The 26,762-nt window shown below is 36.8% G+C and carries 26 protein-coding genes; 11 read left to right on the top strand and 15 right to left on the bottom strand.

Annotated features, from left to right (window positions below; translation table 11 throughout):
• Positions 1-49 precede the first annotated feature (49 nt).
• The 4 genes from ABFY81_RS02790 to ABFY81_RS02775 all read right to left on the bottom strand — a co-directional run bounded on the left by ABFY81_RS02790 (position 50) and on the right by ABFY81_RS02775 (position 5,008).
• Positions 50-1,069 carry a fimbrial protein gene (locus tag ABFY81_RS02790; RefSeq protein ID WP_347912973.1) on the bottom strand — a complete coding sequence of 340 codons (1,020 nt, stop codon included), beginning with the start codon at positions 1,067-1,069 and terminating at the stop codon, positions 50-52.
• Entirely contained in the window at positions 1,066-3,603 is a 2,538-nt protein-coding gene (locus tag ABFY81_RS02785) for a fimbria/pilus outer membrane usher protein (protein WP_347913412.1), read from the bottom strand. The genes ABFY81_RS02790 and ABFY81_RS02785 overlap by 4 nt, the downstream gene beginning before the upstream one ends.
• A 54-nt stretch (positions 3,604-3,657) precedes the next feature.
• Complete coding sequence (locus tag ABFY81_RS02780; protein WP_347912972.1) at positions 3,658-4,398, bottom strand: fimbria/pilus periplasmic chaperone; 741 nt, start codon at positions 4,396-4,398, stop codon at positions 3,658-3,660.
• 73 nt (positions 4,399-4,471) lie between these two features.
• Positions 4,472-5,008, bottom strand: a complete 537-nt coding sequence (locus ABFY81_RS02775; protein ID WP_004702089.1) for a fimbrial protein — start codon at positions 5,006-5,008, stop codon at positions 4,472-4,474.
• Between the two features lie 433 nt (positions 5,009-5,441).
• On the opposite strand from ABFY81_RS02775, the gene ABFY81_RS02770 reads away from it, so the two are divergent.
• Complete coding sequence (locus tag ABFY81_RS02770; RefSeq protein ID WP_004702088.1) at positions 5,442-5,792, top strand: hypothetical protein; 351 nt, start codon at positions 5,442-5,444, stop codon at positions 5,790-5,792.
• A 64-nt stretch (positions 5,793-5,856) separates the two neighbouring features.
• Positions 5,857-6,069: a hypothetical protein gene (locus ABFY81_RS02765; RefSeq protein WP_004702086.1), complete on the top strand. Its 213-nt coding sequence runs from the start codon at positions 5,857-5,859 to the stop codon at positions 6,067-6,069.
• Positions 6,070-6,111: 42 nt separating this feature from the next.
• Here ABFY81_RS02765 and bioB read toward each other — a convergent pair whose 3' ends face one another.
• Complete coding sequence (gene bioB, locus ABFY81_RS02760; protein WP_004702085.1) at positions 6,112-7,101, bottom strand: biotin synthase BioB; 990 nt, start codon at positions 7,099-7,101, stop codon at positions 6,112-6,114.
• 87 nt (positions 7,102-7,188) lie between these two features.
• Positions 7,189-8,289, bottom strand: coding sequence for a tRNA epoxyqueuosine(34) reductase QueG (gene queG, locus ABFY81_RS02755; RefSeq protein ID WP_198071170.1), 1,101 nt, complete (start codon positions 8,287-8,289; stop codon positions 7,189-7,191).
• A gap of 26 nt (positions 8,290-8,315) precedes the next feature.
• Between queG and ABFY81_RS02750 the strand changes: the two genes are divergently transcribed.
• The gene (locus ABFY81_RS02750; protein ID WP_347912971.1) at positions 8,316-9,776 is read left to right on the top strand and encodes an NAD(P)H-hydrate dehydratase; all 1,461 of its coding nucleotides are present in this window, start codon (positions 8,316-8,318) and stop codon (positions 9,774-9,776) included.
• 4 nt (positions 9,777-9,780) lie between these two features.
• Here the strand turns inward: ABFY81_RS02750 and ruvC are convergent, their stop codons facing one another.
• Positions 9,781-10,326, bottom strand: coding sequence for a crossover junction endodeoxyribonuclease RuvC (gene ruvC, locus ABFY81_RS02745; RefSeq protein WP_002121356.1), 546 nt, complete (start codon positions 10,324-10,326; stop codon positions 9,781-9,783).
• A gap of 227 nt (positions 10,327-10,553) precedes the next feature.
• On the opposite strand from ruvC, the gene ABFY81_RS02740 reads away from it, so the two are divergent.
• The 3 genes from ABFY81_RS02740 to ABFY81_RS02730 all read left to right on the top strand — a co-directional run bounded on the left by ABFY81_RS02740 (position 10,554) and on the right by ABFY81_RS02730 (position 12,676).
• Positions 10,554-11,147 (top strand): XRE family transcriptional regulator, encoded by a 594-nt coding sequence (locus tag ABFY81_RS02740; protein ID WP_347912970.1) that lies wholly within the window; start codon positions 10,554-10,556, stop codon positions 11,145-11,147.
• A complete protein-coding gene (locus ABFY81_RS02735) occupies positions 11,144-11,689 on the top strand; it encodes a GNAT family N-acetyltransferase (RefSeq protein ID WP_049064789.1) in 546 nt (181 codons plus the stop codon). The genes ABFY81_RS02740 and ABFY81_RS02735 overlap by 4 nt, the downstream gene beginning before the upstream one ends.
• 426 nt (positions 11,690-12,115) lie before the next feature.
• Positions 12,116-12,676 carry an FxsA family protein gene (locus tag ABFY81_RS02730; protein ID WP_019458956.1) on the top strand — a complete coding sequence of 187 codons (561 nt, stop codon included), beginning with the start codon at positions 12,116-12,118 and terminating at the stop codon, positions 12,674-12,676.
• Between the two features lie 68 nt (positions 12,677-12,744).
• Here the strand turns inward: ABFY81_RS02730 and ABFY81_RS02725 are convergent, their stop codons facing one another.
• On the bottom strand, positions 12,745-12,936 hold the full coding sequence (locus ABFY81_RS02725; RefSeq protein WP_198071166.1) for a hypothetical protein: 192 nt from the start codon (positions 12,934-12,936) through the stop codon (positions 12,745-12,747).
• Between the two features lie 258 nt (positions 12,937-13,194).
• Between ABFY81_RS02725 and ABFY81_RS02720 the strand changes: the two genes are divergently transcribed.
• Complete coding sequence (locus ABFY81_RS02720) at positions 13,195-13,443, top strand: hypothetical protein (protein ID WP_004702072.1); 249 nt, start codon at positions 13,195-13,197, stop codon at positions 13,441-13,443.
• A 123-nt stretch (positions 13,444-13,566) separates the two neighbouring features.
• On the opposite strand, the gene metK is transcribed toward ABFY81_RS02720, so the two are convergent.
• Positions 13,567-14,733: a methionine adenosyltransferase gene (gene metK / locus ABFY81_RS02715; protein WP_004702069.1), complete on the bottom strand. Its 1,167-nt coding sequence runs from the start codon at positions 14,731-14,733 to the stop codon at positions 13,567-13,569.
• 525 nt (positions 14,734-15,258) lie between these two features.
• On the opposite strand from metK, the gene tkt reads away from it, so the two are divergent.
• Entirely contained in the window at positions 15,259-17,247 is a 1,989-nt protein-coding gene (gene tkt, locus ABFY81_RS02710) for a transketolase (protein WP_049064786.1), read from the top strand.
• A 53-nt stretch (positions 17,248-17,300) separates the two neighbouring features.
• On the opposite strand, the gene ABFY81_RS02705 is transcribed toward tkt, so the two are convergent.
• Positions 17,301-17,708, bottom strand: coding sequence for an OsmC family protein (locus ABFY81_RS02705; RefSeq protein WP_019458960.1), 408 nt, complete (start codon positions 17,706-17,708; stop codon positions 17,301-17,303).
• A 213-nt stretch (positions 17,709-17,921) separates the two neighbouring features.
• On the opposite strand from ABFY81_RS02705, the gene ABFY81_RS02700 reads away from it, so the two are divergent.
• Positions 17,922-18,503, top strand: coding sequence for a YceI family protein (locus ABFY81_RS02700; RefSeq protein ID WP_019458961.1), 582 nt, complete (start codon positions 17,922-17,924; stop codon positions 18,501-18,503).
• Positions 18,504-18,551: 48 nt separating this feature from the next.
• On the opposite strand, the gene ABFY81_RS02695 is transcribed toward ABFY81_RS02700, so the two are convergent.
• The gene (locus ABFY81_RS02695) at positions 18,552-19,142 is read right to left on the bottom strand and encodes a lecithin retinol acyltransferase family protein (RefSeq protein ID WP_039255209.1); all 591 of its coding nucleotides are present in this window, start codon (positions 19,140-19,142) and stop codon (positions 18,552-18,554) included.
• Positions 19,143-19,331: 189 nt separating this feature from the next.
• Between ABFY81_RS02695 and ABFY81_RS02690 the strand changes: the two genes are divergently transcribed.
• The gene (locus ABFY81_RS02690; protein WP_100192690.1) at positions 19,332-20,078 is read left to right on the top strand and encodes a phosphodiester glycosidase family protein; all 747 of its coding nucleotides are present in this window, start codon (positions 19,332-19,334) and stop codon (positions 20,076-20,078) included.
• Between the two features lie 35 nt (positions 20,079-20,113).
• On the opposite strand, the gene ABFY81_RS02685 is transcribed toward ABFY81_RS02690, so the two are convergent.
• From ABFY81_RS02685 to putA, 4 genes are all read right to left on the bottom strand, one after another.
• Positions 20,114-20,344: a hypothetical protein gene (locus ABFY81_RS02685; RefSeq protein ID WP_002050077.1), complete on the bottom strand. Its 231-nt coding sequence runs from the start codon at positions 20,342-20,344 to the stop codon at positions 20,114-20,116.
• 248 nt (positions 20,345-20,592) lie between these two features.
• Positions 20,593-21,678 carry a tRNA (uridine(54)-C5)-methyltransferase TrmA gene (trmA, locus tag ABFY81_RS02680; RefSeq protein WP_212511488.1) on the bottom strand — a complete coding sequence of 362 codons (1,086 nt, stop codon included), beginning with the start codon at positions 21,676-21,678 and terminating at the stop codon, positions 20,593-20,595.
• Positions 21,679-21,784: 106 nt separating this feature from the next.
• The gene (locus tag ABFY81_RS02675) at positions 21,785-22,258 is read right to left on the bottom strand and encodes a GrpB family protein (RefSeq protein ID WP_347912969.1); all 474 of its coding nucleotides are present in this window, start codon (positions 22,256-22,258) and stop codon (positions 21,785-21,787) included.
• A gap of 105 nt (positions 22,259-22,363) precedes the next feature.
• Complete coding sequence (gene putA / locus ABFY81_RS02670; protein ID WP_347912968.1) at positions 22,364-26,116, bottom strand: trifunctional transcriptional regulator/proline dehydrogenase/L-glutamate gamma-semialdehyde dehydrogenase; 3,753 nt, start codon at positions 26,114-26,116, stop codon at positions 22,364-22,366.
• Between the two features lie 124 nt (positions 26,117-26,240).
• Here putA and ABFY81_RS02665 point away from each other — a divergent pair, with 124 nt between their 5' ends.
• A complete protein-coding gene (locus ABFY81_RS02665; protein WP_347912967.1) occupies positions 26,241-26,729 on the top strand; it encodes an Lrp/AsnC ligand binding domain-containing protein in 489 nt (162 codons plus the stop codon).
• Positions 26,730-26,762: the final 33 nt, after the last annotated feature.

Genomic DNA, 26,762 nt, shown 5'->3' with positions numbered 1-26,762 from the left:
ACACTACAAATAGAGACGTAATAAAACTCAGTTTTGTATAAGTTTACTGCTAATCATATTGAATGGTTACAGTGGCATTAGCTTTGACTTCACCCGCTGTAACAGTAGTTGCTGTTTGATAGTAACGTGCTGTTAAAGGCACATCATATTCTACAGTTTGATTAGAACTTACAGTACCAATATCTAGCGGATTCCCTTTTTGAATAGGGCTGTTCGCACCATTCATATTCCATAAAAGCTCTACACCAACGCCGTTCGCTTTTGTTGAATCAGCAGCACTATTATTAATAACCTGATTATTTGAGCTATCCGAATTATAGTCAAAGCTTAAGCTCAATGAATTGCTGGTAGGTACTCCTGAGTTATTCTCGCCTCCATTACAAAGAATAGATAGGTTAAAGTTTTTTTCACCTTGCGTTGAACCAATAGCTCTAAAACCTGATTTTGTTACTGTGGGAAGTTGCACAATAGTATCTGGACCATTTTGAATTTCACAAGATGATGATGCAATTAGAATAGGGGAGCTACCTAGTACTGTGGTTGTTAAGAACGGACGGTTTTGTTGTCCTGCCACATAGTAGGTACTATATCGACCTGTCACCAATGCACCGGAACCTGTAGTGGCAGCAGTTTTAATAACTTCCAGAACAATGTAGCCTGGTGAAAGCGTGTATGTTGTGTGAGGCGTCAATGTAAGTTTATAAGGGTAATAGCCGGAAGCGTTTGAAGAGTCTGTTACTTCACGATAAATTCGAATGCCTATACCCGGAATGTTTGTAGCATATACATTATTGCCTATTGAGCTAATTGGATAATTTAGGGGTAATGCTGCTGTAATTTGGTCATCTGGACGGTTACATGTTGCCGTAGAATTATTTGGCGAAATCGTAAAAGTATTTTTTTGTAGAACTGTGCCTATTGGATCAGTCGGACGAACGATAATCGTACCAATTGTTATTGGAATATCTACTGTAGTAAAACCTTTGCTTAAAGTGCAGTTTGCATAAGCTTGGTTATAAATAAATAGACTAGTTACTAATAAGCCACTTTTCATTAGTACTTTTTTCATTTACAGATTGCCTCTGTCATAATAATTGATTGTTTTTCCTGAGAGATTTTTGATTGAATGTCATATTCAAGTTGACATTCCTCATTATTCCTTTCACCCCACCTCACATACAAATGATCGTGGGTTAGAGGTGTACGTAAATAAATTCGACTACCTTGGGCGACCATCCCAACTAATTCTTTGTTTTGGTTAAAAACTTGTGCTGCAAAAGGAAGATGAGTACCCGTTGAAGTTTGGGTATTAATGAAAAGTGCATATCCAGTTTTTGTCGAGAAATTTACCTTAGTGATGGACCCAGCATAAGGGGCTATACGATGACTTGTTTCTGAAAGCTCCACATTTGAAGGCATACCTTGAGGATCTAAACTAATATCATTTAAGCGATAAGGCGTAACATAGGGAATAACAGCATATCCTTGCTTATTAATACTTAAACCTGTTGTATTACCTACTCGTGCACCAGTAGCCTCAGGAGCATAGACCAATACCATCGTTTGGGCCTGATCAGGTCCAAATAAAATACCTTGAGAGTGGGCAACAATGTTTCCATTTAAATTGATCATTTCTTGTTGATATGTATCGGATTGACTATAAGAAGCCCCTACGGTGGTGTAGTTAGTACGATAGTTGCCATTAATATTTATGCTTGTCTGAGCTTGATCTTGATAGGTAACTGATGAACCATAGTCGAAGCGGTTGCCGATATAACCACTCATTCCTAAAGTTTTACTATCTTCTGAAATAGAGCTATTAAAATTAACCGTATTCTTCTTAAATTTGAGCGGAAAGGATAATGACAATAAATATTGTGTCTCATGTCCTGAATCTTGTTTTTCTAAGTCAAGTTCATGCCTAACTGCAGAAATACTGTAAGTTAAATCTTTAAACTGATTACTGTATCCAAATTGAAATTGTTGATTACGATTAGGTTGATTCCAGTAATTAATCCAAGAACCCACTAAGTAAAAATTACCCCATTGGTTCGGAAGACCTTGGTTTAATGTGATCTGAAATTCACTTTTTTGTTTCCCTACTGAAAAACTATCTATATTTCGTTGTTGTAAATCTTGGATTAATATTGAATCTCTTAACTTTAAATAATTTTCTGTTGAATATCTGTATGTTGCTACAGTTAGGTTAGTGCGAGTTGGGGTAAATAATCGATTGTAACTTAGACGGTAACTTTGCCCTTTGAGGGTAGGACTTTGGTCAAAATCAGCTTTTGATTGAGTTACATCAAATGCAATTGCACCAATTGGTGTCGCAAAAGCGCTACCTATTAAAAATGACTGATAATGTTCAGCAGATTGAAAACCTGCATAGCTTGTTAAATAGTTGTTTATACCTCTTTGGTATTTACCTTGTATCAACCACGGTTTTAAATCGATATTCGCATCCCTAAACTGCCCTAAGGTAAAAGAATATCGACTCATTTTAGGACGAAGCATTTCTACTACAGATGCATAGGGAATGGAGAACTTTTGAATCTCTCCATTTGTTTCGTGTACAGAAACTTGGAGTTCACCACCAAAACCTGTGGGATAAAGATCGTTGATTTCAAAACTTCCCGGAGTAACGGTAGTTTGATAAATTAAATTTCCCTGTTGGCGTACCTCTACTTTTGCATTGGTTTTTGCATAACCTCGAATTTGAGGAGCATATCCAAGCATACCGTTCGGAAGCATGCGGTCATCACTTGATAGGTTAATACCCCGATAAGGAAGAGCCTCAAGAAAATTACTATTTGTAAAATAATCTCCTACAGTTACGACGCTATTTAATTGAGGAAAGGCTTTTTGGGCGTAGGTATTATTTGATGTATAAGAAGAATTCTTATTTTGTATTTCATTATGGTCTTGCCATTTCCATTGTCCAGTGTGGCGTAATTGCCAGTCGTACAAATTTATCCCAACATTTGTACTCATAAAAGCATGATTTGTTTCATGATCATTATTTACAATGCGATAAGCAGAGGCGTTGTATGAAAAAAAAGCGGCGTTTATGCCACGATCCCATAAGCGTGGATCGACATATCCTTGAGCATTTTTCTGCAAAGCGACCTGTGGGATTGAAATATCAAGCCTAAGACGAGCCGTATCAAATTGATAAAAGGCATCTTTAATCCATTTTTCTAAATCATTACAAATAGGTAAATTATTTGCTTCTCTATCAAGAATTTCTGATTTAACCCCATATTCTAAAAGCATATCTGCCGTAAAACAGGTTTTTGCATTTTCATTGGAATTTATGGTCTTAAAGAGAAACTTTCGTTTACCGAACCATTGTCCATTAATATATACATCAAGACTATATTCGCCAGGTAAAATAGGGTTACCGTATTTAAATCGACCAATATCAATTTTTTGCGCATTTCCTACTAAAAAATTAGTATCAAAGTCAGCTTTTAACACATTTTCGCTATTCATATTATCAGAAGCATATACAGCTAAAGGCATATTAATCGCGATGCTTAACACTAAATAATATGTACTTCGCTTTTTAAAGCAAATATGGGGTATGAACCACTCTGACATCATCTTTATGCCTATTCATGGATAGGTGTTTAAATTTAAAAATGGTAAATAAAATTAGAACTTGATTACTTGTTCAACTCGACCACCGTAATCATTTATGTAAACAAAACGCATATTTGTTATATTGCTATTTTTAAGTTTTATGTGATCTTCTGAAAAAGGGGAAAGCATTAAACCTTGCTTTAACAAATCTATTTTTTGATGATTTACTTCTTGAAAAATGGAACTTAATGTAACGTGAAAAGGTGTTGGGTTTTTAATAAGCAAATTATCTTCATTTTTTATCCATTGAATTTTTTCACCCACTGTATCAATACTGTCTTTTAAATTTACAGGTCGATAAAAGAATTTAATTCGAGAGCGTATGGCCAATTGAAGGAAATTATTAGTTAATATTTCACTATTTTCTTGTTTTTTCCCTTCTGGTCTTGGGGGAATATCTAATACATTAAGCCAAAATATACTTTCCTTATTTTGATTTAATTGAGATGCATTAGGTAATGCCGTAATTCTTAAAGTTTGCCCTTTAGACGGTTCGACTCTTGAAATAGGAGGCGTAATAATGAAAGGTACATTTGACTCATCTGGCGTGGATTTTGGATTTCCATCATCAATCCAAGCTTGAATCAGTGAAGGTGTTGTTCCGTTATTGCTTAGCTGTAAGCTAACTTCTCGAGCATCCGATGGATATACTACACGCGTGCCATGTAGTACTACTTCAGCATGTGCTGTAATAGCAATAGCGGCTTGAAGACAAATCATTCCCCACAAAAATTTACGACCACTAAAAAGCATGAGTCATATTCTCAATATAATAAACAATAGATGAGATATAGCTTCTATTTGATAATAGAAGCTGATTTTTAGTTTATTGATAAATAATGGTGTATTTAACTTGTGAAGTTACGGTACCAGCAGTCGATACACCTGTCGCATAATATTCAGCATAGTAATTAAGGTCAGCGTTACCACCAGCTGAAACATCTACCCACTGTGAGTTATCTTGTGCACCTGAAGCACCTTTAGCAAGTACAGGAATTACTGCATTATTACTTCCTAATAACTGAATATTGACATTAGTAGCCGCACCAGTTGTTGCTTGGTTTAATAAGCGTCCACTATTAAAATCGACTGTTGCACCAGGTTCAAAATAAGTTGCAACTTTACCAGCTGAAGCGCAATTCGTTAAATTGATTTGGAAGGGAGTACGTCCAGCAATATCACCAACATTTTTTAAAGATTGAGATGATACTGTAGGTAAATTTACGGTTAGATTTTTATCACCTGTATCGATTGTACAAGTATTATCGGTTACTAAACCATTAATAGTAATTGTGCCATCAGCAGCCTGTGCAGTGGCAATATTAAAAATAGAAGTTGCTGCTATAAAAATAAGCTTTTTCATAAATTCCCCAGAATATTTTATAAAGTAGATTTATTACTCTTCAGTGCTTTTATTCTGATCAAGTAACGCCGTGGAAATATAGCACCTTTCAAGTAAAAAACAAGAATTACATTATATTTTTATGTATTTTGATTGGTTGTTTTTTATGTGAAATTTAGTTTTAAAATTTAATTTATACCAGATGGTAAAATAATTAAATTTTATTTTGTTAAAATAAAATTGATAATAATTTTCATTTAAGTTGTTGAATTTAAGATATTTAAGTTTTTCTTTAGAAAATAATATAAAATATTTTGTTAAGTGCTTGTTTTTTATTAATAAAAATAATTTGTTTGTGTTGTATGAAGATATTTGTTTTTTTAAGAATTTTTTAAGGTTTAATTCCTAGTGTTTTAGTTGTGATTCAATAAAAGGTCGTCTGGAGTTTATTTCCATGAACAGCATGAAATACAGTTATAAACCAAATTATTTTTTCTTTGCCCATAAATTAGTCTTATTTTTAAAGGACTATTTACTTAAACATCCCACAGAACAGAATACGACGTTTAATTTACAAACAATTTATGACATCTTTAGTCATGATTTAGCATCTAGTACAACGAATCTTGAGGGTATTCTAAATATTGCGGATGAATACGTGTTTGAAACTGAAGAAGGCTTACTTCCATTGATTAGTAAGCATTCAATCAATCTTAAGAATCATGTGCTATCTTTGGAGTTTTCTCCTCAGGCTTTAGCAAGTTTGTTATCGGGACATTCGCTTGTGAATCCTAAAGCTGCTTAGACTCTCTTTTAAGGTGGAGTTAACTCATATAGAATTCATAAATATTTATTTTTAAGAGTGATTTATGAGTAAAGACTTTAAAGCCTTAACTTATATTGCGGATGAGAACGTAGCAGATACAGTGACTTGGCTCATGCATCACCAAGATGTTTTTGAAACTTTCCACTTTGATGTGCTGAGCCAAGAGTTATCGGTTACACATGCAGCAGGTAGGGATATTATTCGAGTTGGAACTTTTCTGAATGCGACTTATGGAATACTAGTAACATCTATATAAAAAAAGCCCTGAATGATCAGGGCTTTTAAATTCTTGATGCTATTAAGCACTCATCGCATCTACTGATAGATCAGCAACAGTTGGTTTTGGCTTTTCAGCAGTTAAACCAAGTTTGTTAAATAATGCTTGGTCTTTACCTTCACCAGCATTTGGAGTGGTAAGCAATTTATCACCCGAGAACAGAGAGTTCGCACCTGCCATAAATGCTAAAGCTTGATCTGAATCACTTAAAGATTCACGGCCTGCAGAGAGACGGATATAACTATGTGGCATAATGATACGTGCAACCGCAATAGTACGGATCCATTCAATTACATCAAGCTTTTCAACATCAGCTAAAGGTGTTCCTTCGATTGGAACAAGCATGTTAATTGGCACAGATTCAGGATGAATCGGTAGAGTAGCTAGTTCATGCAATAGACCAATACGATCTTCACGACTTTCACCTAAACCCACAATACCGCCACTACAAACTTTCATACCAGCTTGACGAACATAATCAAGTGTATTCAAACGATCATCAAAAGTACGAGTACTGATAATGTGAGAATAGTATTCACGAGAGGTATCTAAGTTATGGTTGTAATAATCTAAACCAGCAACTTTTAGGCGCTCAGCTTGAGATTGATTAAGCATACCTAAAGTCATACAGGTTTCCATACCCAATGCTTTAACTTCGCGTACCATTTCTAAAACATAAGGCATATCGCGTTCATGTGGGTTACGCCAAGCAGCACCCATACAAAAACGTGAAGAACCTGAATCTTTTGCAGCTTTCGCTTCACTAATTACTTTTTCTACAGCAATACGCTTTTCTGCTTCTAGTTTTGATTCGTAATGTGCCGATTGTGAGCAGTATTTGCAATCTTCAGGACATTTACCCGTTTTAATAGATAACAGGGTACTGACCTGAATTGTATTGGCAGTGAAGTGCTCGCGGTGTACTTGTTGAGCCTTGAAAACTAAATCCAAAAAAGGTTGTTCATATAAAGCTTGGATTTCTTCACGATTCCAATCATTACGTAGAGTCATTGTCATATCCATGATGATGGCATTAATTCACTGTACATAATCATACAGAATTCGTATTAAAGCTATAGGGCAAAAAACATCATTTTTTTAATTTGATCGCTGAAGTTGATTAAGTTGCTGCTCAATTGCCCAATCAATATGCACATTAACGATTTCGTCATGTAGATTTTTGCCTTTGTGTAGCTGATCTACAATTTCTTTTGAATATGGCGCATTACCCATTCCAATAGCGATATTGCGTTTGAATGATTGATAACCTGTCCGGCGTATTGGACTACCTTCGGTATTGGCTAAAAAAGTAGCTTCATCCCACTGCCAAATATCGAGCAGACTAATATTATCTAAACCATGTCTAGGGTTGAAATCGGTAATTGAAGCTTTTTTTGCAAAGCTATTCCAAGGGCAGATTAACTGACAGTCATCACAACCAAAAATTCGGTTACCAATACCTGCACGCAGCTCTTCAGCAATAATTCCTTTATATTCGATAGTTAGGTATGCAATACAGCGTCTAGCATCTAGCATATAAGGTTCGACAATCGCTTGCGTTGGGCAAATGTCGATACACGCGCTACAAGAACCACAATGTGCTGTTGCTGGTTCATCAAAAGGTAGGTCGAGTGATGTAAATAGCTCTCCTAGAACGAAAAATGAACCCGACTTTTTATGAATGAGCAAAGTATGTTTACCTGTCCAGCCCATTCCAGCACTTTCAGCCAGTGATTTTTCAAATATAGGTGCCGAGTCAGCAAAAGGGCGTGACTCAAAATCTCCTACTTTTTCACGAATTCGTGTTGCTAAAGTTTTCAATCTACCACGCATCACCTTATGGTAATCACGGCCACGTGCATATCGGGCGATAATGGCTGAGTTCGGTTCAAACGGTACATATCGTGGCTTTGGCGATTCCACAAGATAATTCATACGTACGCAAATAATACTTTTTGTACCCGGAACTAATAAGGTCGGATCAGCTCGCTTTTCTAGATTTTCTTCTAAATAAGTCATATCTGCATGATAACCACGTTCAAGATACTCTAAAAAACGTGGCATTTGCTCTTGAGCATCTGGTTTTGCAATGACACAATCAGCAAAACCCAAGTCTAATGCTTGAGCTTTGATCCATGCTTTTAGTTCATAAGGATCAATTTGTTGCACTGCAATGCGTGATGTGTCGGAAGATGTCATAAACCAAAATGCAAGAGGATAATAATATGCAGGCCGTAGTTTACCATAGCGATGATATTCGAGCATGGGAGCAGCGCTGGTTTGCTGCGCAAAACTCATCATTAGGCTTAATGCAGCAGGCAGCTTGGTCAATCAGTCAACAGCTCATCGTGCTTTTTGAAAATCATGCTACTAAGAATATTGCGGTCTGGTGCGGACAGGGTAATAACGCAGGTGATGGCTATTTTATAGCAAGTTATTTAAAACAAACTGGATTTCATGTAGAGATATTTGCGGCTGAGTTGGGCGACTCAACTGATTTACAATATGCTGTCGATTTTGCGAAAGAAAATAATGTTCAGGTTCACCAAGATTTTGAGGTGAGTAAAACCTTTGATTGCCATATTGATGCACTATTTGGGATTGGTTTAAACCGAGAGTTAAATGATTATTGGCAACATGCTATTCAACAATTTAATGAGCAGGCTGGCTTAAAAATCTCGATTGATATACCAAGTGGTTTGCAAGCAAATACAGGGTGTATTTTACCTTCAGCTGTAAAGGCAGATCATACATTTACTGTTTTAGGTCTTAAGGCAGGACTGTTTACTGGTCAAGGTAAAGAGTACACGGGACAAATTCATTTAGTTAATTTAATTCCAATAGACCAAGAGCTGAAACCTTTAGCTTATTTGACACCAACACATATCAGACTTCCTAAACGTTTGGCTTTTGGGCATAAAGGAAGTTACGGGCATGTTTTGGTGATTGGTGGGCATGAGCAAATGGGTGGAGCTGTCATTATGGCTGCGGAAGCTGCGTTTCATGCAGGTGCAGGTAAAGTGACAGTGATTTGTCATCGCAACCATCATCAGGCTATTTTGTCACGAGCACCTAATATTATGCTTCGTGATATTAATGGACTTGATGAAAATGGCATCAAAGATATTTTATCTCAAGTTGATGCAGTATGTTTTGGGATGGGATTAGGCCGTGATGACTGGTCACAGCAAATTTATCAACAATGGTTTAATTTCTTAAATCAGGCTTCACACTTGGAAGTTGTATTAGATGCAGATGCTTTATGGTTCCTTGCCAAGCAGCCTGAGAAATTGGGTCTGCATGTTTATGCGACGCCTCATCCGGGAGAAGCTGCTACCTTACTGGGTTCTTCTACAGCGGAAATTGAAAATGACCGAATTGATGCAATTTATACGTTGCAGCAAAAATATAGTGGGCAATGGGTGCTTAAAGGTGCTGGTAGCTTAATTTTAGAGAATAACTTGTACATTTGTACGCAAGGTAATGCAGGTATGGGTACTGGTGGTATGGGAGATATATTGGCAGGTATGATCGCGAGTTTAAAAGCTCAGTTCCACAAAGATATTGCATTACATGAGATAGTGACTTTGCATGCTCAGGCAGGTGATGAACTTGCAAAACAGGGCATGCGTGGTTTACAGGCTTATGAAATGAATCAGGCAATTACTCAAGTCGTGAATCAATAAAGCTTTAACGTCTACGGCTACTCGAGCGACTTCGTCCACGTGCCATACCACCTAAAGCATTTAAGACCGAAAGTTTACTCATACTTCCCGATGCATGAGCATGGCAAATCGCTGCTGCAAGGGCATCGGCTGCATCGGATTGCGGTTTAATGGTTAGATTGAGTAAACGCATAACCATCATTTGTACTTGTTCTTTATCGGCAGCGCCATAACCGACTACAGATTGTTTGATTTGACGGGCAGTATATTCTGCAACTTGTAAATCTAAATTAACCAAAGCAGCTATGGCAGCACCACGGGCTTGTCCTAGTTTTAAGGCAGAGTCTGGGTTTTGAGCCATAAAAACTTGTTCAACCGCAGCTTCAGTAGGGCCGTGAAATTTCACAATTCGCTCAACGCCAGCGAAAATACGCTTTAAGCGCTCTGGCATTTCTTGAGTTTCAGTTCGGATTGTACCAGCATCGACAAAACGCAGTTTACTACCATCTTTTTCAATGATTCCATAACCTGTTAAGCGTGAACCTGGGTCAATTCCAATAATCAATGCCATGTGAAGACTTATATAATTAGTTTAGAGAGTATTGTTACATAGCCAAAACGGTTCTGCATGCGTAATTTAAAGAATGCTGCTGTAAATGGTTATTTTTCGGGTTTAACTGGTCTAATTTATAATTGTTTAAAAGTCTATAAATACTTATAAACCATAATGTGAAATGATTTGATGTAATTCTATTTTAATGGAATACTTATCTATAAATATGGAATTGAGTTTACTCGATGGATGATATCAATATCAGGATTGCACATCGAATACGAGAGTTACGTTTAGCGCGTGGATATACATTAGAGATGCTTGCCACTCGATGCCAAGTCAGTCGTTCAGCTATTTCTTTAATTGAAAGAGCTGAAACAAGTCCTACAGCAGTTGTGCTTGAAAAATTAGCAAATGGACTTGAAGTACCTTTAACCCAAATTTTTATCAATGAAACAACTAGTCCATCTCCTCAACCGGTTATTCACAGAAATGAACAAGCTGAATGGCGAGATCCAGAAACTGGCTATATTCGCCGTACCGTTTCGCCCCCCAATTTGAAGCTACCATTTCAGATTGTTGAAATTGAGTTCCCGCCTCATTCTCGAGTCACTTATGAAATTAGTGAAAGCTCTAAAGTGGTACAACAGCAACTTTGGGTAGTTGAAGGGCAAATTGATATTCAATTAGAAAAAAATTCTTATGCATTAGGCCAAGGCGATTGCTTGGCTATGCAACTAGATCAACCTGTCATATACAGCAACAATTCATCACAAGTCGCACGTTATATTTTAGTTGTCTCTAATCAACTCGTGTCTGCTCCTAAGGAATCTTTATGAACTATTCCCTCGATTCTAGTTTTCGTTTAATTGACTGTAATGAAGCAGAACATGCTGTGGCTATTTTAGAGATTTTGAATGATGCAATTATTAACTCAACAGCACTATATGACTATGTGCCGCGTTCGCTTGATTCAATGAAAACATGGTTTTCTGTAAAAAGAGAAAATGGTTTTCCTATTATTGGTGTGGTAGATGAATCAGGTAAATTATTAGGATTTGCTAGTTGGGGAACTTTCAGAGCTTTTCCAGCTTATAAATATACAGTTGAACATAGTATCTATATACATCATGAACATCGTGGTGCTGGTTTGAGTAAAGTATTAATGCAAGTGTTAATTCAGCGAGCTCAAGAAGCTCAGCTTCATGTACTGATTGGGTGTATTGATGCGACAAATCAAGCGAGTATAGGCCTCCATGAAAAACTTGGCTTCACACATGCTGGTACTTTTAAACAGGTAGGTTTTAAATTTGGACAATGGTTAGACGCTGCTTTTTATCAGTTAATTTTAAATACCCCATTTGAACCTATTGATGGCTAAATTATAAAAGTCTTGGGTACAAAATGACTCATATCAATTTTTAGATAATTGATATGAGTCATATGGTAGATATATAGAATACTTAATTTTTCTAAACTTTTATAAAGTAATCTCTTTTCGTATAAAACTAAGCATTTAACCTGACAAAAGGGGTTAATTTAAGAAAAAATTGCAATCTTGTAGAAAAAACACTTGATAAAGTTTTTATAGCACTCATTAATAATGAAGTATGGCTATTTTATTAATTTGAAATCAGTCTTATTGATAGTATTGCAGAGTTTGGGCTTAGCGACGATTTTAGTTAAGTTACAAGAAAATATTGTCTAAGCTTTACTACCTATTCAACTTTTTTCAATTGAAAAGGGTTCATAGGTTAGATGGTGAAATCTGCAATGAATTTTCTTTTTGAGATAGATAAAGTTTTACATGAATTTACTTCTTATTGTGGTTCTTGGCGCGATTCTTGAAATTGCCGTATGGATTGGCGTAGCACATTTCATAAGTGGATGGTATGTGTTTTTCTGGTTCATCATTGCCTTCTTTATTGGTCTAACGCTTATTCGTAAGAGTACGGCTGGTATTATGCCGCAATTACAACAAATGCAGATGACTGGACAATTAGGTAGCGATCCGACCGTGACTAAAAAACTAGCATATGCTTTTGCAGGTTTTTTATTGATGGTGCCTGGCTTGGTATCAGATGTTTTAGCGCTTCTAATTCTAATTCCGGGCGTGCAAACTGCGTTCCGTAATATCGCAATGAGAACACTTGCGAAGCGTCAGCAAGCCATGATGGAAAAAATGATGGGTGGCATGGGCGGTGCAGGTGGTGGTCAAAATCCATTTGCTGATTTAATGCGTCAAATGCAGGATATGCAGAACCCACAAGGTGGTAGCCCATACCGTGGAGATTCAAGCATTATTGATGGTGAAGCACGAGAAGTTACTCCAGACCATAAGAAAATTGAACATAAAAATAAGGATTAATTAATTCCTTATATAAAAGATAAAAGGCCTAAATCTTAACCGATTAGGCCTTTTTTATATTCTATCGACTATGAATTTGAAGAATCAATATTATCTGTTCCAGCTTGAGCTATTGCAGTTGGATTTTCTTCCAACTTCGTCTGCGGTTGATATTTGTTTGAAAGTAGGGCTGTCTGCTTGTTTTCAGATTGTTGATATTTTCGGCTTCTATTGGCTCTTTCACGAAAGCCACCTTTATTAATGAGCTGTGTGTGTGACATAGACTGGCCTAGAAAATAAATTATTTATGCATTTTAGCAAATTCAGCAAAATATCAAAATAAGAAAAATAGTACATAAAAAATAATATTTAATTTATCTCATTGTATAAATTAAATATTTTTAAAATGAACGCATTGTTCATTCAGATTGAATTCTCTTTTCATTTCACATAGGATAAATATAAAGGATGTATAAAGTAAAAATTGTAGCAAACCTATTAAAACAACAACGGTTGAAGTGAGGGAAGGAGGGTTACCTATGCTATATCAATATCATTGTGCATGTTGTGACAAAGTCGTGGCATCAACTGACAAATCATGTCCATATTGTGGTTCACACCATATTCGAAGCCCTTATGGGTTATGGATGTTCTGTGTGATGGCATGTCTGGCTGTGGTTGTTGTATTTAAAGTTGTTCATATTTATATTCAAAATCATCAAGATACACCTACGCAGTCGACTTTGTTGGACGTGCTAAATGAAGGTGATAAGACCACTAAACAGTAGTATGACTTAAGTTGTTGCTAAATACCTTTAAACAAAGTGTATCGAAAAGCTTATTGTTTAATTTTAACAGCATATAAAAATAATAAAAAAGCCCGCATTAAGCGGGCTTTTAACATATGAGGCTTATAGGCCCGCAGCATCTTTAAGTACTTCAACTTTGTCAGTTTTTTCCCATGTAAATGCAGAATCTGAACCTTCACGACCAAAATGGCCATAAGCAGCTGTTTGTTTATACATTGGCTGAATCAAGTTAAGCATACGAGTAATACCAAACGGACGTAAATCAAAATGTTCACGTACTAATTGGATAATTAACTCATCAGAAACTTTTGCAGTCCCAAAAGTGTTGATTGAAATAGAAGTTGGTTCTGCAACACCAATTGCATAACTCACCTGAATTTCACATTTGTCAGCAAGACCAGCAGCAACAATATTTTTAGCTACATAACGGCCAGCATATGCAGCTGAACGGTCTACTTTAGATGGATCTTTACCAGAGAAGGCACCACCGCCGTGACGAGCCATACCACCGTAAGTATCAACGATGATTTTACGACCTGTTAAACCACAGTCACCTACAGGACCACCAATAACGAACATACCAGTCGGGTTAATGTGGAATTTAGTGGCTGCATGGAACATTTCAGCAGGAATAATTGGCTTGATAATTTCTTCAATTACAGCTTCTTTAAGCTGAGCTTGAGTAATTTCAGGGTCATGTTGAGTAGAAAGTACTACTGCATCTAAACGTACAGGTTTGCCATTTTCATATGCGAAAGTAACCTGACTTTTTGCATCTGGACGTAACCATGGTAGTGCGCCTGAACGACGAAGTTCAGCTTGGCGTTCCATTAAGCGATGTGCATAAGAAATAGGAGCTGGCATAAGCACGTCAGTTTCACGACTTGCGTAACCAAACATTAAACCTTGGTCACCGGCACCTTGATCTTCAGGTTTTTGACGGTCTACACCTTGAGCAATCTCTGGTGATTGTTTACCAATCATATTGATCACTGCACAAGTTGAACCATCAAAGCCTAAATCTGAGTGGTGATAGCCGATACCGTTAACAGTTTGGCGAACAACAGCTTCTACATCAATATTCGCAGTAGTTGTGATTTCACCTGCAAGTACAACAGCGCCTGTTTTTACCAGTGTTTCACAAGCAACACGTGCGTATGGGTCTTCTTTTAAGATTGCATCCAAAATAGCGTCGCTAATTTGGTCGGCCATTTTATCGGGATGACCTTCGCTTACAGATTCCGAGGTAAAAACAGCGTACTCGCGCATGAAAGTCCTATCTTGGTTATTTCAAAAAGACATAATATGTTACATCGACTTGAGCTTGAGGACTAGTTCATACTGACTAAAAAGCATGAATTTATTTCATTTCTACTATGTTTTAATTGATAAGTGTATCAGCAAAATTGATATAGTAGGTTGAAAATTAATTGTTTTTAAACACGAGTTGCTTATAGTCGTTTAAATTTTAAACATTTGATTTTGCGAAATATTAATCAATAAAATTTGCACTGTGAAGTGGAAAAGTATAAATAGCATACGCAAATTCATCTTTATATGCTCTTTATAGTCATCAAACGTCTACAATTGTTGATTAAAGGGGAACTATAAAATGCATTGTTTTATGCAACTTAAGAATCTAAATGTTTTTTGAGTAACCAAGAAACGGTTAAAAATAAAGAAATATACAGTGTTGGGGTTTACCCATAGGCGTTTTTTTAAGACAATATAGCGGCACTGAATGGTTATTCATCTTCTTCTTTTCATCAATCTATTAAAATTGGATTCTGATCTATGACGACCCCTTTAAACGAACGTCGTATTGCAAACGCAATTCGTGTATTGGCAATGGATGCTGTGCAACAGGCAAACTCAGGGCATCCAGGTGCTCCAATGGGGATGGCAGATATTGCTGATGTCGTCTGGCGCGAGTTTTTAAATCACAACCCAACTAATCCACAATGGGCAAACCGTGACCGTTTTGTTTTGTCAAATGGCCATGGTTCAATGTTGCAATATGCTTTGCTTCATTTAACAGGTTATGATCTTTCAATTGAAGATTTAAAACAATTCCGTCAATTACACTCAAAAACTCCTGGTCACCCTGAATATGGTTATGCGCCAGGTATCGAAACAACTACTGGTCCTTTAGGTCAAGGTATTGCAAACGCTGTTGGTTTTGCATTAGCTGAGAAAACTTTAGCTGCTCAGTTCAATAAAGATGATTTAAAAGTAGTTGATCACTTCACTTATTGTTTCTTGGGTGACGGCTGTTTAATGGAAGGTATTTCTCACGAAGTATGTTCATTGGCAGGTACTTTACAGCTTGGTAAGTTGATTGCTTATTATGATGACAATGGCATTTCGATTGATGGTGAAGTAGAAGGTTGGTTCAGTGATGACACTGAAGAACGTTTCAAAGCGTACGGCTGGCAAGTTCTTCGTGTAGATGGCCATGATGCTGATGCTATTCGTCAAGCAACAGTTCAAGCTAAAGCAGAAACTCAAAAACCAACGATCATTATTTGTAAAACAATTATTGGTTTAGGTTCTCCAAACAAGCAAGGTAAAGAAGATTGTCACGGTGCACCATTAGGTAAAGATGAAATTACCTTAACCCGTGAAGCTTTAGGCTGGACAGAAGAAGCATTTGTTATTCCTGCTGATGTATATGCTGCATGGGATGCTAAAGCAAAAGGTAATGAAGTTGAAGCAGCTTGGAATGAAGTATTTGCTCAATACCAAGCAAAATATCCAACAGAAGCAGCTGAGTTACTTCGTCGTATTAGCGGTGATTTACCAGCAGAGTTTTCAGCTCAAGCAGATGCCTTTATTCGTGAAACAAATGCTAAAGCTGAGACTGTAGCAACTCGTAAAGCAAGCCAAAATACATTACAAGCATTTGGTCCTTTATTACCTGAATTGTTAGGTGGTTCAGCGGACTTGGCTGGTTCTAACTTAACACTTTGGAAAGGTTGCCAAGGTATTCAAGAAAACCCAGCGGGTAACTACGTGTACTATGGTGTACGTGAGTTCGGTATGACTGCAATTGCAAATGGTGTTGCATTACATGGCGGTTTCATTCCTTACGTGGCAACATTCTTAATGTTTATGGAATATGCACGTAACGCAGTGCGTATGTCTGCATTGATGAAACAACGTGTAATTCATGTTTATACACATGACTCAATTGGTTTAGGTGAAGATGGTCCTACACACCAACCAATTGAACAAATTGCTTCTTTACGTGGTACACCAAACCTAAATACTTGGCGTCCTGCCGATACTGTTGAAACAGCAATTGCATGGAAATCTGCTTTAGAGCGTAAAGATGGCCCTACAGCACTTATTTTCTCTCGTCAAAACTTGCCATTCCAAACGCGTAATGAAGAGCAAATTCAGAATGCAGCAAAAGGTGGTTATGTTCTTGCTCAAGAAAAAGGTGAGCTGAAAGCAATTATTATTGCGACTGGTTCTGAAATTTCTTTAGCAATGGAAGCTTATGCTCAACTTGACGGTGTGCGTGTAGTTTCTATGCCATGTGCAGAAGAGTTTATGAAACAAGACGCTGCATATCGTGAAGCTGTATTACCAGCTCATATCCGTGCACGTGTTGCAGTTGAAGCAGCTCATGTTGACTACTGGTGGAAATTTGTTGGTCTTGATGGCAAAGTAATTGGTATGTCAACTTATGGTGAGTCAGCACCAGCAAAAGACTTGTTCCAATTCTTTGGTATTACAACTGAAGCTGTAGTAGCTGCGGTTAAAGAATTGACTGCTTAATCTATTAAATAGTATAAAAAAGCGCTCTGATTAGGGCGCTTTTTTTATAAATTTTAAATATTAAGCTCGGTTTGAATCGAAATATTCGAAGTCAATAACTTATGAATGGGGCAGCTTTCAGCAACTTTTAGTAGTCGTTTATGTTGGTCTTCGGTGAAATCACCCTTAAGTGTGATTTTACGCTCAATGTTATTTGTGCCTGCTTCTGGATCACCATTTGGATTTAAGGCTAAATCGACTTGCACATGCTCAAGCTTAATCCCTTTGTGACTTGCATACATTTCTAAAGTAATGGTGGTACAAGCACCTAAAGCCGATAGTAAAAGCTGAACTGGATTTGGAGCTGTGTCTTGTCCACCTTTATCAGTTGGTTCATCTCCAAACCATTGATGACCAGACGGATCGGTAAGTGTTACTCGGTAAGGAGTAGAAGTGCTTTGTGCTTGAACAGTGTTAACCATGTTTTACCTTGTTATTTATCAATAAAATCGAAGTAAAAACCAATAAATCTGAAGGTTTCGGATAGAAAAATATCTATACTTTATAATATGGGTTTTGAATAACAACTGTAACGCTTTTATTGTTGCATGGATGAAACATATCGTTTTATAAAGAATAGTGAATTAAATTACTTGATGTATACACTAACGACTATATCAATAAAGGATACGAAAATGCATCTTAAAACATTAAGCTTCGGTTTAGCAGTAGCATTGGCAAGTACAGTTACTTTGGCTGCTCCAGTGGACTATAAAATTGATCCAACGCACACAGCTACTGTTTTTTCATGGAATCACTTTGGTTTTTCAACACCAAGCGCTAACTTCTCAGACATCCAAGGTGTAATCAAAGTTGATAATGCTAAACCAGCAAATTCTTCTGTAGATGTTACAATCCCTTTAAGCAGCGTAAATACAAACGTACCTGCTTTAGATAAAGAATTCCAACAAGAAGCTTGGTTTAACGCAGCTAAATATCCAAACATTACTTTCAAAAGTACGAAAGTAGAAACTAAAGACAAAAAGCATTTCAAAATTACTGGTGACTTAACTGTTAAAGGCGTAACTAAGCCAGTTGTGCTTGATGCTGTTTTAAATAAACAGGGCGAACATCCAATGGCAAAAGTTCCAGCGATCGGTTTCAACGCGACAACTTCATTCAATCGTTCTGAATTTGGTCTAGGTAGCTATGTGCCAAACGTAGGTGATAAGATCACTGTAAACATTACGACTGAAGCAACTGCAGCTAAAAAATAAGTTGTGAGTTTTCTAAAAAGTCCTCAATTGTGAGGACTTTTTTTTTAATTAGATGGGTTCTTTTTTATCTGATTCTATAAAAACTAAAGGTTGAGCAGGATCAATTTTTCTTTTCTCTGCTTTTTCTCTTAAAAATTGATATGTCGGGACTTTCATTTTTGCCTGATCACGTAATTTCTTTTTAATATAGAGAACAAGAGCAAAGCAGGTCGTTGCTACCGTCAGCATCATGCCATTCATATAACTCATGATCGAACTTACATAACCGATAGTGGTTAGGCGATGCATCATGCGTTCAACTTGAGTACTACTTTCTATACCTGTAATTGCCCAGCTACATAAATGTTCGCAATTATTAATAATCAAATGATAATGATTTTCGTGCATGCGTGAGCGCATACGTCGCACAACAACTTTACCTTTGTAGCGTGGAGCATCATAAGAACGTACATGAATTTTTTTGCCGTGAGAAAAGGCATCTATTGAAGTGATTTCAATAGGACGCTTTTTTATAAAATGTGCTAGGCCTGAATAATGAATAACTCGACCTCTCCCAGCGTAAATACCATGATGGCTATAGCCGAGATGTTTTACAATAAGATGGGCCCCTAAAGGGTAGCGTTTATTTGTTTGTTGCATATTCACGCTGATCCGATAAAGTTTTAATCACTTTTATTAAAAGCTTTGAGCATTATAGCGAATATGATTGTGTCCTAGTGTATTGATTAGGTGGAATAAGCGACTTTCGGATATACATCTTATGAAACCTTTTTTAATTTAATAAAGTGTATTTTATAAACATAAAATGACTTGTGAGATTCATCGTTAATGAAAATAGTAATACTGTGTATTATGAACTTTTTTGTCTTTGTGCAGTCTGCTTTAGCATTAGAGCATCGACAAATTGAAAATGATACGGATGATCAATTTGAAGTTATTGAAATTTCTAATTTAAATCAATTACGTCTATTTCTGAAGAAGCCACAAACGAATGAATATTATAAAAGTTTCGATAATATTCAGTACCAGCTCAAGTCATGTGAACAACTTACTTTTGCAATGAACGGAGGGATGTTTCATTCAGGCTTTTCACCTGTAGGCCTATATATCGAAGAAGGGCAAGAGATCCAACCTTTAAATCAGGATAAAGGGTGGGGGAACTTCTTCTTACAGCCTAACGGAGTTTTTGCATGGAATAAAAGACAAGCTGTTATATGGACAACTGAACAATATGAAGCAAAGGCTTTTCAACCGGATTATGCGACACAATCTGGTCCAATGTTGGTGATTAATGGAAAACTAAATCCCTTGTTTCTAGCAAATAGCGATTCAAAGAAAATACGAAATGGGGTGGGTATAAAAAATAATAAGCTTTATTTTGTAATTTCTAAAAATAGAGTGAATTTTTATAATTTCGCTGAATTTTTCCAAAAGAATTTAAAAGTAGAACAAGCTCTTTATCTTGATGGTTCTATATCTAGTCTTTATTTGAAAAAAAATAATCGTAATGATAGAAAATTTTATATGGGGCCAATTATTGGTGTGGTTAGTCGCAAAAATTGTACAGTCAAATGAAATGCAAAAAAGCCAGTACAAGACTGGCTTTATTATTAATGAATAGATGGTTTTTGAATGAGTTCATTTAACTCTTTTCGGCTATACCCACGGGAAATAAGAACTTTTTTTATTCCCATAATGACATCTTCATCTGTTGCTTGTGCAAGCGCACTTAGAAGTTGTTCATTAGTTTTACATGAGCAGTCATTTTCAACACAAGCAGTTTGATTCTTATGCTCGTTATGCTGTTGATCTGCTAAGAACAGCTTTTGCCAAAAACTCATAGAGCCTTCATATACAACCTAACATAGCTCGAAATATAGCCAATTTAAATTAAAATACAAGACTCTATATGTGATAAATCCACCAGTTGAACTCAAGAATTTTCGATAGTAATGGTTGAGTTAAACGAAATTATGACGAATAGATGACTTGATATTTTTTAAAAATTTAAGTGTTTATATGAAATGCATTGAAAAATAAGGAGATATTTAATCTCCTTATAAAATTTGGTTACATTGAAAGATTTTGTTTAAATCTTCTCAAGTAATACACCTGACTCGACATGATGTGTATAAGGAAACTGATCGAACAAAGCAAACTTAGTCACTTGATGAGTTTTTGTAAGTGTTTTTAAGTTTTCATATAAAGTGTCAGGATTACATGAAATGTAGATGATACGCTCAAAACCTTGTAAAAGTTTTAAAGTTTCATCATCAATTCCGGCACGCGGAGGGTCTACGAATACCGTGTCAAAGTCATAGCTCTGAATATCAATATTTGCTTCTTGTAGACGGCGGAACTCACGCTCACCTTGATATGCTTGAGTAAACTCTTCAGCCGATAGACGAGCTACCTGAATATTATCGATCTGGTTTTGTTCAATATTCCATTGAGCGGCATAGACTGATGATTTAGCAAGTTCTGTAGCAAGTACGCGTTCGAATTTTAGTGATAACGGAAGGGTAAAGTTACCATTACCACAATAAAGTTCTAATAAATGTTTTTTCGAACCTTCCGCTGCATCACATGCCCATTGCAGCATTTTTTTGCAAACTTGAGCATTAGGTTGGGTAAAGCTACTTTCAATTTGTTTATATTTGAATGTGCGATTTAAAAGTTCAAATTCTTCTACAACAAAGTCGTCGCCAATCACAATTTTTTGGCCACGGCTACGGCCCATAATTTTAATATTTAGTTTTTCAGCAAGTGCTTTAGCTGCTTGTTCCCATTCCTGATCTAATTTACGGTGATAAATTAGAGTAACTAGCATTTGCCCACTTAGTGTTGCGAGGAAATCCACTTCAAATATACGGTTAGAAAGCTTATCTTCTGCTTTAAGTTCTTCCAAAAGTTTCGGCATTAAATCATTAATGCTTTTATCAGCAATAGGAAACTCGTCTATGCGAACAACTGTTTTTTGCTTGTCTTCATCGTTACGTTCAAACATGGCATAAAACATATCATTTTCTGTATGCCAGATCCGAAACTCAGCACGCATACGGAAATGTTGTTCAGGTGATTCAAACACTTCTAATTTAGGCGGTGTAAATTCAGAAAATTGAGTAGTAATGCGATCAATTTTAGCTTGAAGTTGTTGACGATAAGAAGTGGTCATAGACAAAGAAAATTTAAACAGAATCAAATAGTGAATGGTACCAAAAAAAACGCGCTTGCAGGAGCCAATTTTACTCAGATATTCATAAACAAATAGGGTACTTAAATTAGAGATGATTTAAGACATTTTGAATAAAATCTGATTTTACTTTTCTATATTGATCATGGTCTAAATGACTACACTCTAATTTTAGTTGATTATATGCATTCACGAGCTTTGGTGAGTCTATAAGCTTATTTCTAAATGTTAAGAAAAACGTAAATACTGAATTGGCTACTACAACTTGAAATGCAACATCATCGTTGTTCAGTGATTCGAGCATGCAAAGCTCTTGTGTTCTAAGCGTATTTTGTTTCTCTATAAAATTAAGTGTTTTTAACTGGTTTATTGCGAATCCAAATTGCTCAGGCATAACTTCGATATAAATATCTAGATCACCTTTGGAAATTGCATGAGGTATTGCAGAAGAACCTATATGCTCAACTTTGGCAAATGGGAGAAGTGTGGAAATATCTTTTTTATATGAATTAAAAAGTTGAATACATTTTTGTTGATATTGCTCTGATTCTAAAAAGATCACTACGAAACTCTCTAATCTATAAAATTTATATATTTAAAAATAGATTACTTCATTAAATAAAAAAGCCCAAATACTGAGATTTGGGCTTTTTAAATAAATTAGGCGTTAGTCAGACATAGTCATTAAGCTTGCATTACCACCAGCAGCGGCTGTATTCACACTAATTGCACGTTCAATTACTAAACGTTCAAGTGGAATCGATTCATTTGATTCAACATGTGTAATGCCAACAATTGCGCCTGAGCGGCTAGCAATTTCTTGCTGTAATGAAAGAACCTCTTCACGATTGCCATGATGTAAAACAGCATCAAAATTATCTGACGTAATGTTTTTAACTGTAGTAATTGCATCAAGTACATCTTTTGGCAACGTTTGTTTATGTTTTACCAACAATGGACTATTTGGCATTACAGCAGCTTGGCTACCCACTGCAAAAATTGCGAGCAATTGATGTAATTGATTTTCTTCAGTGTCAGCAATTGAAAGCACACGGTGACGCGGCAAAATAATATATTGGTTACTTTCCCCAGTAGGGCCTTGTAACTCATAAAACTTGCCTACACCAAATGGTTCAATATCACGATTTGCTTGAGGTAAATGCTGTTTCGCCCAGTTTTGTAAGCTCTGATAAACCTCTCGGTTAAAGCCTTCATATGCAGTTTGTTCATTTTTCATAGCAAATGGTGTTGCCAATACTTTATTTGAACAATTTTGCATTAAGCGATACATATAAAGCGGACCACCAGCTTTCGGACCTGTACCAGATAAACCTTCACCACCAAATGGTTGAACACCAACAACAGCACCAACAATATTACGGTTGATATAAAGGTTACCAACTTCAGCATGTTGAATAACGGTTTGGATGGTTTCATCAATACGAGTATGCAGACCCATTGTTAAACCATAACCTTTGGCATTAATACGTGAGATAAGTTGTTCAAGCTCACCATACTTATAGGTAATGATATGTAAAACAGGACCAAAAACTTCGCGTTGTAAGTCATCGAGGTTAGGTAGCTCAATTGCTGTCGGGACAACAAAAGTTCCTTTGCTCAATTCATTTTGGTTAGTTGCACCAAACATCAGTTGATGTACTGGATAGCCCTTAGACTTCATTTTTTGGATATGTTGATCAATTGTCTGTTTTGCTTCTTCATCAATAACAGGGCCAATATCCGTTTTTAAAATAGCAGGGTTACCAACAATTAACTGTTGCATTGCACCTTTAAGCATTTTAATAACGGTTGCAGCACTATCTTCTTGTACACATAAAATACGCAAAGCAGAGCAACGTTGACCTGCGCTATCAAATGCAGAACTTACAACATCAAGTACAACTTGTTCCGTTAAAGCAGATGAGTCCACAATCATTGCATTCTGACCACCAGTCTCTGCAATGAGAGGAATAGATTGACCATTAGCAGCCAAACGTTTTGCAACCGTTTTCTGCAAAATTTTTGCAACTTCAGTTGAGCCAGTAAACATGATGCCATCAATGCGTCGATCTTGGCTAAGCTGAGCACCTACTGTTTCACCACGGCCAGGTAATAACTGTACAGCACCATGTGGAATACCAGCTTCCCATAAAATTTGTACTGCTTGAGCCGCGATTAATGGTGTTTGTTCAGCAGGTTTTGCAATAACACAGTTACCACTGACTAATGCTGCAGCAATTTGACCAGAGAAAATTGCAAGAGGGAAGTTCCATGGACTAATGCAAAGTACTGTACCAAGCGGCTGAATCGTTGTATTTGAAGGAAGATTCTCAACTTGAGTTGCGTAGTAACGTAAAAAATCTACAGCTTCACGAACTTCTGCAATTGCATTGGCATAAGTTTTACCACTTTCACGGCAAAGTAATACCATTAACTCTTGAATACGGCTTTCCATAAGGTCAGCTGCACGTTTTAAATATTGTGCGCGTTGATCTTTGGGTGTATTTGCCCATTCAATTTGTATTTGTTCAGCTGCATTCAATGCAATTTCTACATCATTCAGATCAGCTTCTTGTACATATCCAACAATTTCATCATTTTGTGCTGGGTTTGTAATTGCAACGGAATGGCCTTGTTCTGATGAAGCGTTATTTCCTAGTAATGGATGGCTTTGCCAAACACGGTTACGAAGTTGTCGAGCTGTGCTATCTAAAGCTTCAAGCGGCGTGTCGTTTGCCAAGTCATATCCTTTAGAGTTTTTACGGAGTGTGCCGTACATATCTAAAGGAAGAGGAATTGATGGGTGTTTTAAACCAATTGAACCCTCAAGTTTAGCAGTATTGCGTATATCGTAAATTGGAGACTGAATGAGGTCTTCAACTTTAAGTGTTTTATCGGCAATACGGTTAACAAATGAAGTATTTGCACCATTTTCAAGTAAACGACGAACCAGATAAGCTAACAAAGTTTCATGGTTACCAACTGGAGCATAAATACGGCATGGCACGCCTAATTTATTTCGCTCGCGTGGACCAACAACTTGTTCATAAAGTGGTTCACCCATGCCATGTAAGCATTGGAACTCATATTGACCAGCATAATATTTGCTTGGGTCAGCCAAATGATAAATTGTTGCTAGCGTTTGAGCATTGTGAGTCGCAAATTGCGGATAGATATATTCTGGCGCTGCAAGTAATTTTTTAGCACAAGCAATGTAAGATAAATCTGTATGTACTTTACGTGTGAAGACAGGGTAGTCATCCATACCTTCGATTTGTGCTTTCTTGATTTCGCTATCCCAATATGCACCTTTTACAAGACGAATCATGAGGCGTTTTTGGCTGCGTTTAGCAAGGTCAATAATATAATCAACTACAAAGAAACAGCGCTTTTGGTAAGCTTGAATAACGAATCCAATGCCTTTCCAGTTCGCTAGTTCTGGCTCGAAACAAAGACGTTCGAGTAACTCAAGCGAAATTTCTAAACGCTCTGATTCTTCAGCATCGATATTTAAACCAATGTTGTAGTGTTTGGCTAAACGAGCGAGTTCAAATACTTTGCCATAAAGTTCGTGATGAACACGTTCAATTTGCGCACGTTGATAACGAGGGTGTAAGGCAGAAAGCTTAATTGAAATACCCGGGCCATCATAAACACCTTTACCATTCGACGCTTTACCAATTGCATGGATAGCTTGCGTATAATCGTTGAAGTAGCGTTCAGCATCATGTTCGGTTAAGGCAGCTTCGCCTAACATGTCATAAGAATAGCGGAAGCCTTTATCTTCAAGTACTTTTGCATGGTCTACAGCTTCTTCAATGGTTTCCCCAGTTACAAACTGTTCACCCATCATACGCATCGCAACGTCAACAGCTTTACGAATAATGCCGCGTCCACTGCGTGCTAAAAGGCCAGTAAGTACGCTGGAAAGACTGGTTTGCTTTGGTGTTTCCATAAGCTTACCGGTTAGCATGAGACCCCATGCAGCAGCATTTACAAACATTAAGCTGCTTTGGCCAACATGTTCTTTCCAGTTACCTTGATTGATTTTATCTCGAATCAGTAAATCACGTGTTGCAGAGTCTGGAATACGAAGCAAAGCTTCGGCAAGGCACATTAAAGCCACGCCTTCTTGAGAAGACAGAGAGAACTCTTGTAATAACCCTTGAACAATACCTGCTTTTCCAGAAGAGGTTTTACGTTCACGTAAATTATGGGCAAGGTTAAATGCAAGGTCATAAATTTTATGATCTAAATCATCAGATACCGCAGCAGCTTGTAATAACTCTTCTACAGCTTCAGGTTCGGCACGTCGCCAAGCTGTATTAATGCGCTGTTCAAACTCACTTTTATCGTTGAATTCGGTGATATAGCCTTGGTGAGATTTATCCATTTGATGAAAAGTATCCATTGTGTTCATATCTATTTCCGACAACCAACTCTCATAAACTCATCTTGAGTAGAGAGGTTTAGATAATTTATGATTACAGAAGAAACACCGAATAACTCACTATATTTAGCCTATTTTTTAGAGGAAAATTCAGATGAATGGCCCAATATTAAGCCTTGATCGCACTGATTTAAAAATTTTGGATATTCTTCAAACAGATGGGCGAATTTCTAATAGCAAATTGGCCGAAATGGTAAATTTATCTCCAACCGCTGTTATGGCTCGAGTGCAGAAGTTAACAAAAGATGAATTCATCTTAGGGTATGAAGCCAAATTGAATCCAATCAAACTGAATGCAAATTTTTTGGTGTTTGTAGAGGTCTTACTTGATAAAACAACACCTAACGTTTTAGACGAGTTTATTGATGCAGTTGTGCATTATCCAGAAATCGTTGAATGTCATATGGTCAGTGGCGGATTTGATTTTTTAATTAAATTACGAAGTGGCAGTATGGAGGAGTTTAGACGTATTGCTGGGCAGGTACTATGGCAATTACCTGGTGTGAAAGAAACCCGTAGCTACCCTGTGATGCAAGTTGTAAAAGATACTTCAAAAATTAAAATCAAAACGAAAAATAAATAAAAAGGGGCCGAAGCCCCTTTTTATTTTATTCAT

The organism is Acinetobacter sp. WA-87, from assembly GCF_039938935.1.
Taxonomy (GTDB): domain Bacteria; phylum Pseudomonadota; class Gammaproteobacteria; order Pseudomonadales; family Moraxellaceae; genus Acinetobacter; species Acinetobacter seifertii.
The sequence above is the reverse complement of the archived record's forward strand: the minus strand, read 5'-3'. Positions and strand labels throughout refer to the sequence as shown.

What these genes read in the sequence shown, in the direction of transcription:
- ABFY81_RS02790 (WP_347912973.1), bottom strand. Translation starts at nt 1,069, where the DNA reads ATGAAAAAAGTACTAATGAAAAGTGGCTTATTAGTAACTAGTCTATTT.
- ABFY81_RS02785 (WP_347913412.1), bottom strand. Translation starts at nt 3,603, where the DNA reads ATGTCAGAGTGGTTCATACCCCATATTTGCTTTAAAAAGCGAAGTACA.
- ABFY81_RS02780 (WP_347912972.1), bottom strand. Translation starts at nt 4,398, where the DNA reads ATGCTTTTTAGTGGTCGTAAATTTTTGTGGGGAATGATTTGTCTTCAA.
- ABFY81_RS02775 (WP_004702089.1), bottom strand. Translation starts at nt 5,008, where the DNA reads ATGAAAAAGCTTATTTTTATAGCAGCAACTTCTATTTTTAATATTGCC.
- ABFY81_RS02770 (WP_004702088.1), top strand. Translation starts at nt 5,442, where the DNA reads ATGAACAGCATGAAATACAGTTATAAACCAAATTATTTTTTCTTTGCC.
- ABFY81_RS02765 (WP_004702086.1), top strand. Translation starts at nt 5,857, where the DNA reads ATGAGTAAAGACTTTAAAGCCTTAACTTATATTGCGGATGAGAACGTA.
- bioB (WP_004702085.1), bottom strand. Translation starts at nt 7,101, where the DNA reads ATGACTCTACGTAATGATTGGAATCGTGAAGAAATCCAAGCTTTATAT.
- queG (WP_198071170.1), bottom strand. Translation starts at nt 8,289, where the DNA reads ATGACATCTTCCGACACATCACGCATTGCAGTGCAACAAATTGATCCT.
- ABFY81_RS02750 (WP_347912971.1), top strand. Translation starts at nt 8,316, where the DNA reads ATGCAGGCCGTAGTTTACCATAGCGATGATATTCGAGCATGGGAGCAG.
- ruvC (WP_002121356.1), bottom strand. Translation starts at nt 10,326, where the DNA reads ATGGCATTGATTATTGGAATTGACCCAGGTTCACGCTTAACAGGTTAT.
- ABFY81_RS02740 (WP_347912970.1), top strand. Translation starts at nt 10,554, where the DNA reads ATGGATGATATCAATATCAGGATTGCACATCGAATACGAGAGTTACGT.
- ABFY81_RS02735 (WP_049064789.1), top strand. Translation starts at nt 11,144, where the DNA reads ATGAACTATTCCCTCGATTCTAGTTTTCGTTTAATTGACTGTAATGAA.
- ABFY81_RS02730 (WP_019458956.1), top strand. Translation starts at nt 12,116, where the DNA reads ATGAATTTACTTCTTATTGTGGTTCTTGGCGCGATTCTTGAAATTGCC.
- ABFY81_RS02725 (WP_198071166.1), bottom strand. Translation starts at nt 12,936, where the DNA reads ATGTCACACACACAGCTCATTAATAAAGGTGGCTTTCGTGAAAGAGCC.
- ABFY81_RS02720 (WP_004702072.1), top strand. Translation starts at nt 13,195, where the DNA reads ATGCTATATCAATATCATTGTGCATGTTGTGACAAAGTCGTGGCATCA.
- metK (WP_004702069.1), bottom strand. Translation starts at nt 14,733, where the DNA reads ATGCGCGAGTACGCTGTTTTTACCTCGGAATCTGTAAGCGAAGGTCAT.
- tkt (WP_049064786.1), top strand. Translation starts at nt 15,259, where the DNA reads ATGACGACCCCTTTAAACGAACGTCGTATTGCAAACGCAATTCGTGTA.
- ABFY81_RS02705 (WP_019458960.1), bottom strand. Translation starts at nt 17,708, where the DNA reads ATGGTTAACACTGTTCAAGCACAAAGCACTTCTACTCCTTACCGAGTA.
- ABFY81_RS02700 (WP_019458961.1), top strand. Translation starts at nt 17,922, where the DNA reads ATGCATCTTAAAACATTAAGCTTCGGTTTAGCAGTAGCATTGGCAAGT.
- ABFY81_RS02695 (WP_039255209.1), bottom strand. Translation starts at nt 19,142, where the DNA reads ATGCAACAAACAAATAAACGCTACCCTTTAGGGGCCCATCTTATTGTA.
- ABFY81_RS02690 (WP_100192690.1), top strand. Translation starts at nt 19,332, where the DNA reads ATGAAAATAGTAATACTGTGTATTATGAACTTTTTTGTCTTTGTGCAG.
- ABFY81_RS02685 (WP_002050077.1), bottom strand. Translation starts at nt 20,344, where the DNA reads ATGAGTTTTTGGCAAAAGCTGTTCTTAGCAGATCAACAGCATAACGAG.
- trmA (WP_212511488.1), bottom strand. Translation starts at nt 21,678, where the DNA reads ATGACCACTTCTTATCGTCAACAACTTCAAGCTAAAATTGATCGCATT.
- putA (WP_347912968.1), bottom strand. Translation starts at nt 26,116, where the DNA reads ATGAACACAATGGATACTTTTCATCAAATGGATAAATCTCACCAAGGC.
- ABFY81_RS02665 (WP_347912967.1), top strand. Translation starts at nt 26,241, where the DNA reads ATGAATGGCCCAATATTAAGCCTTGATCGCACTGATTTAAAAATTTTG.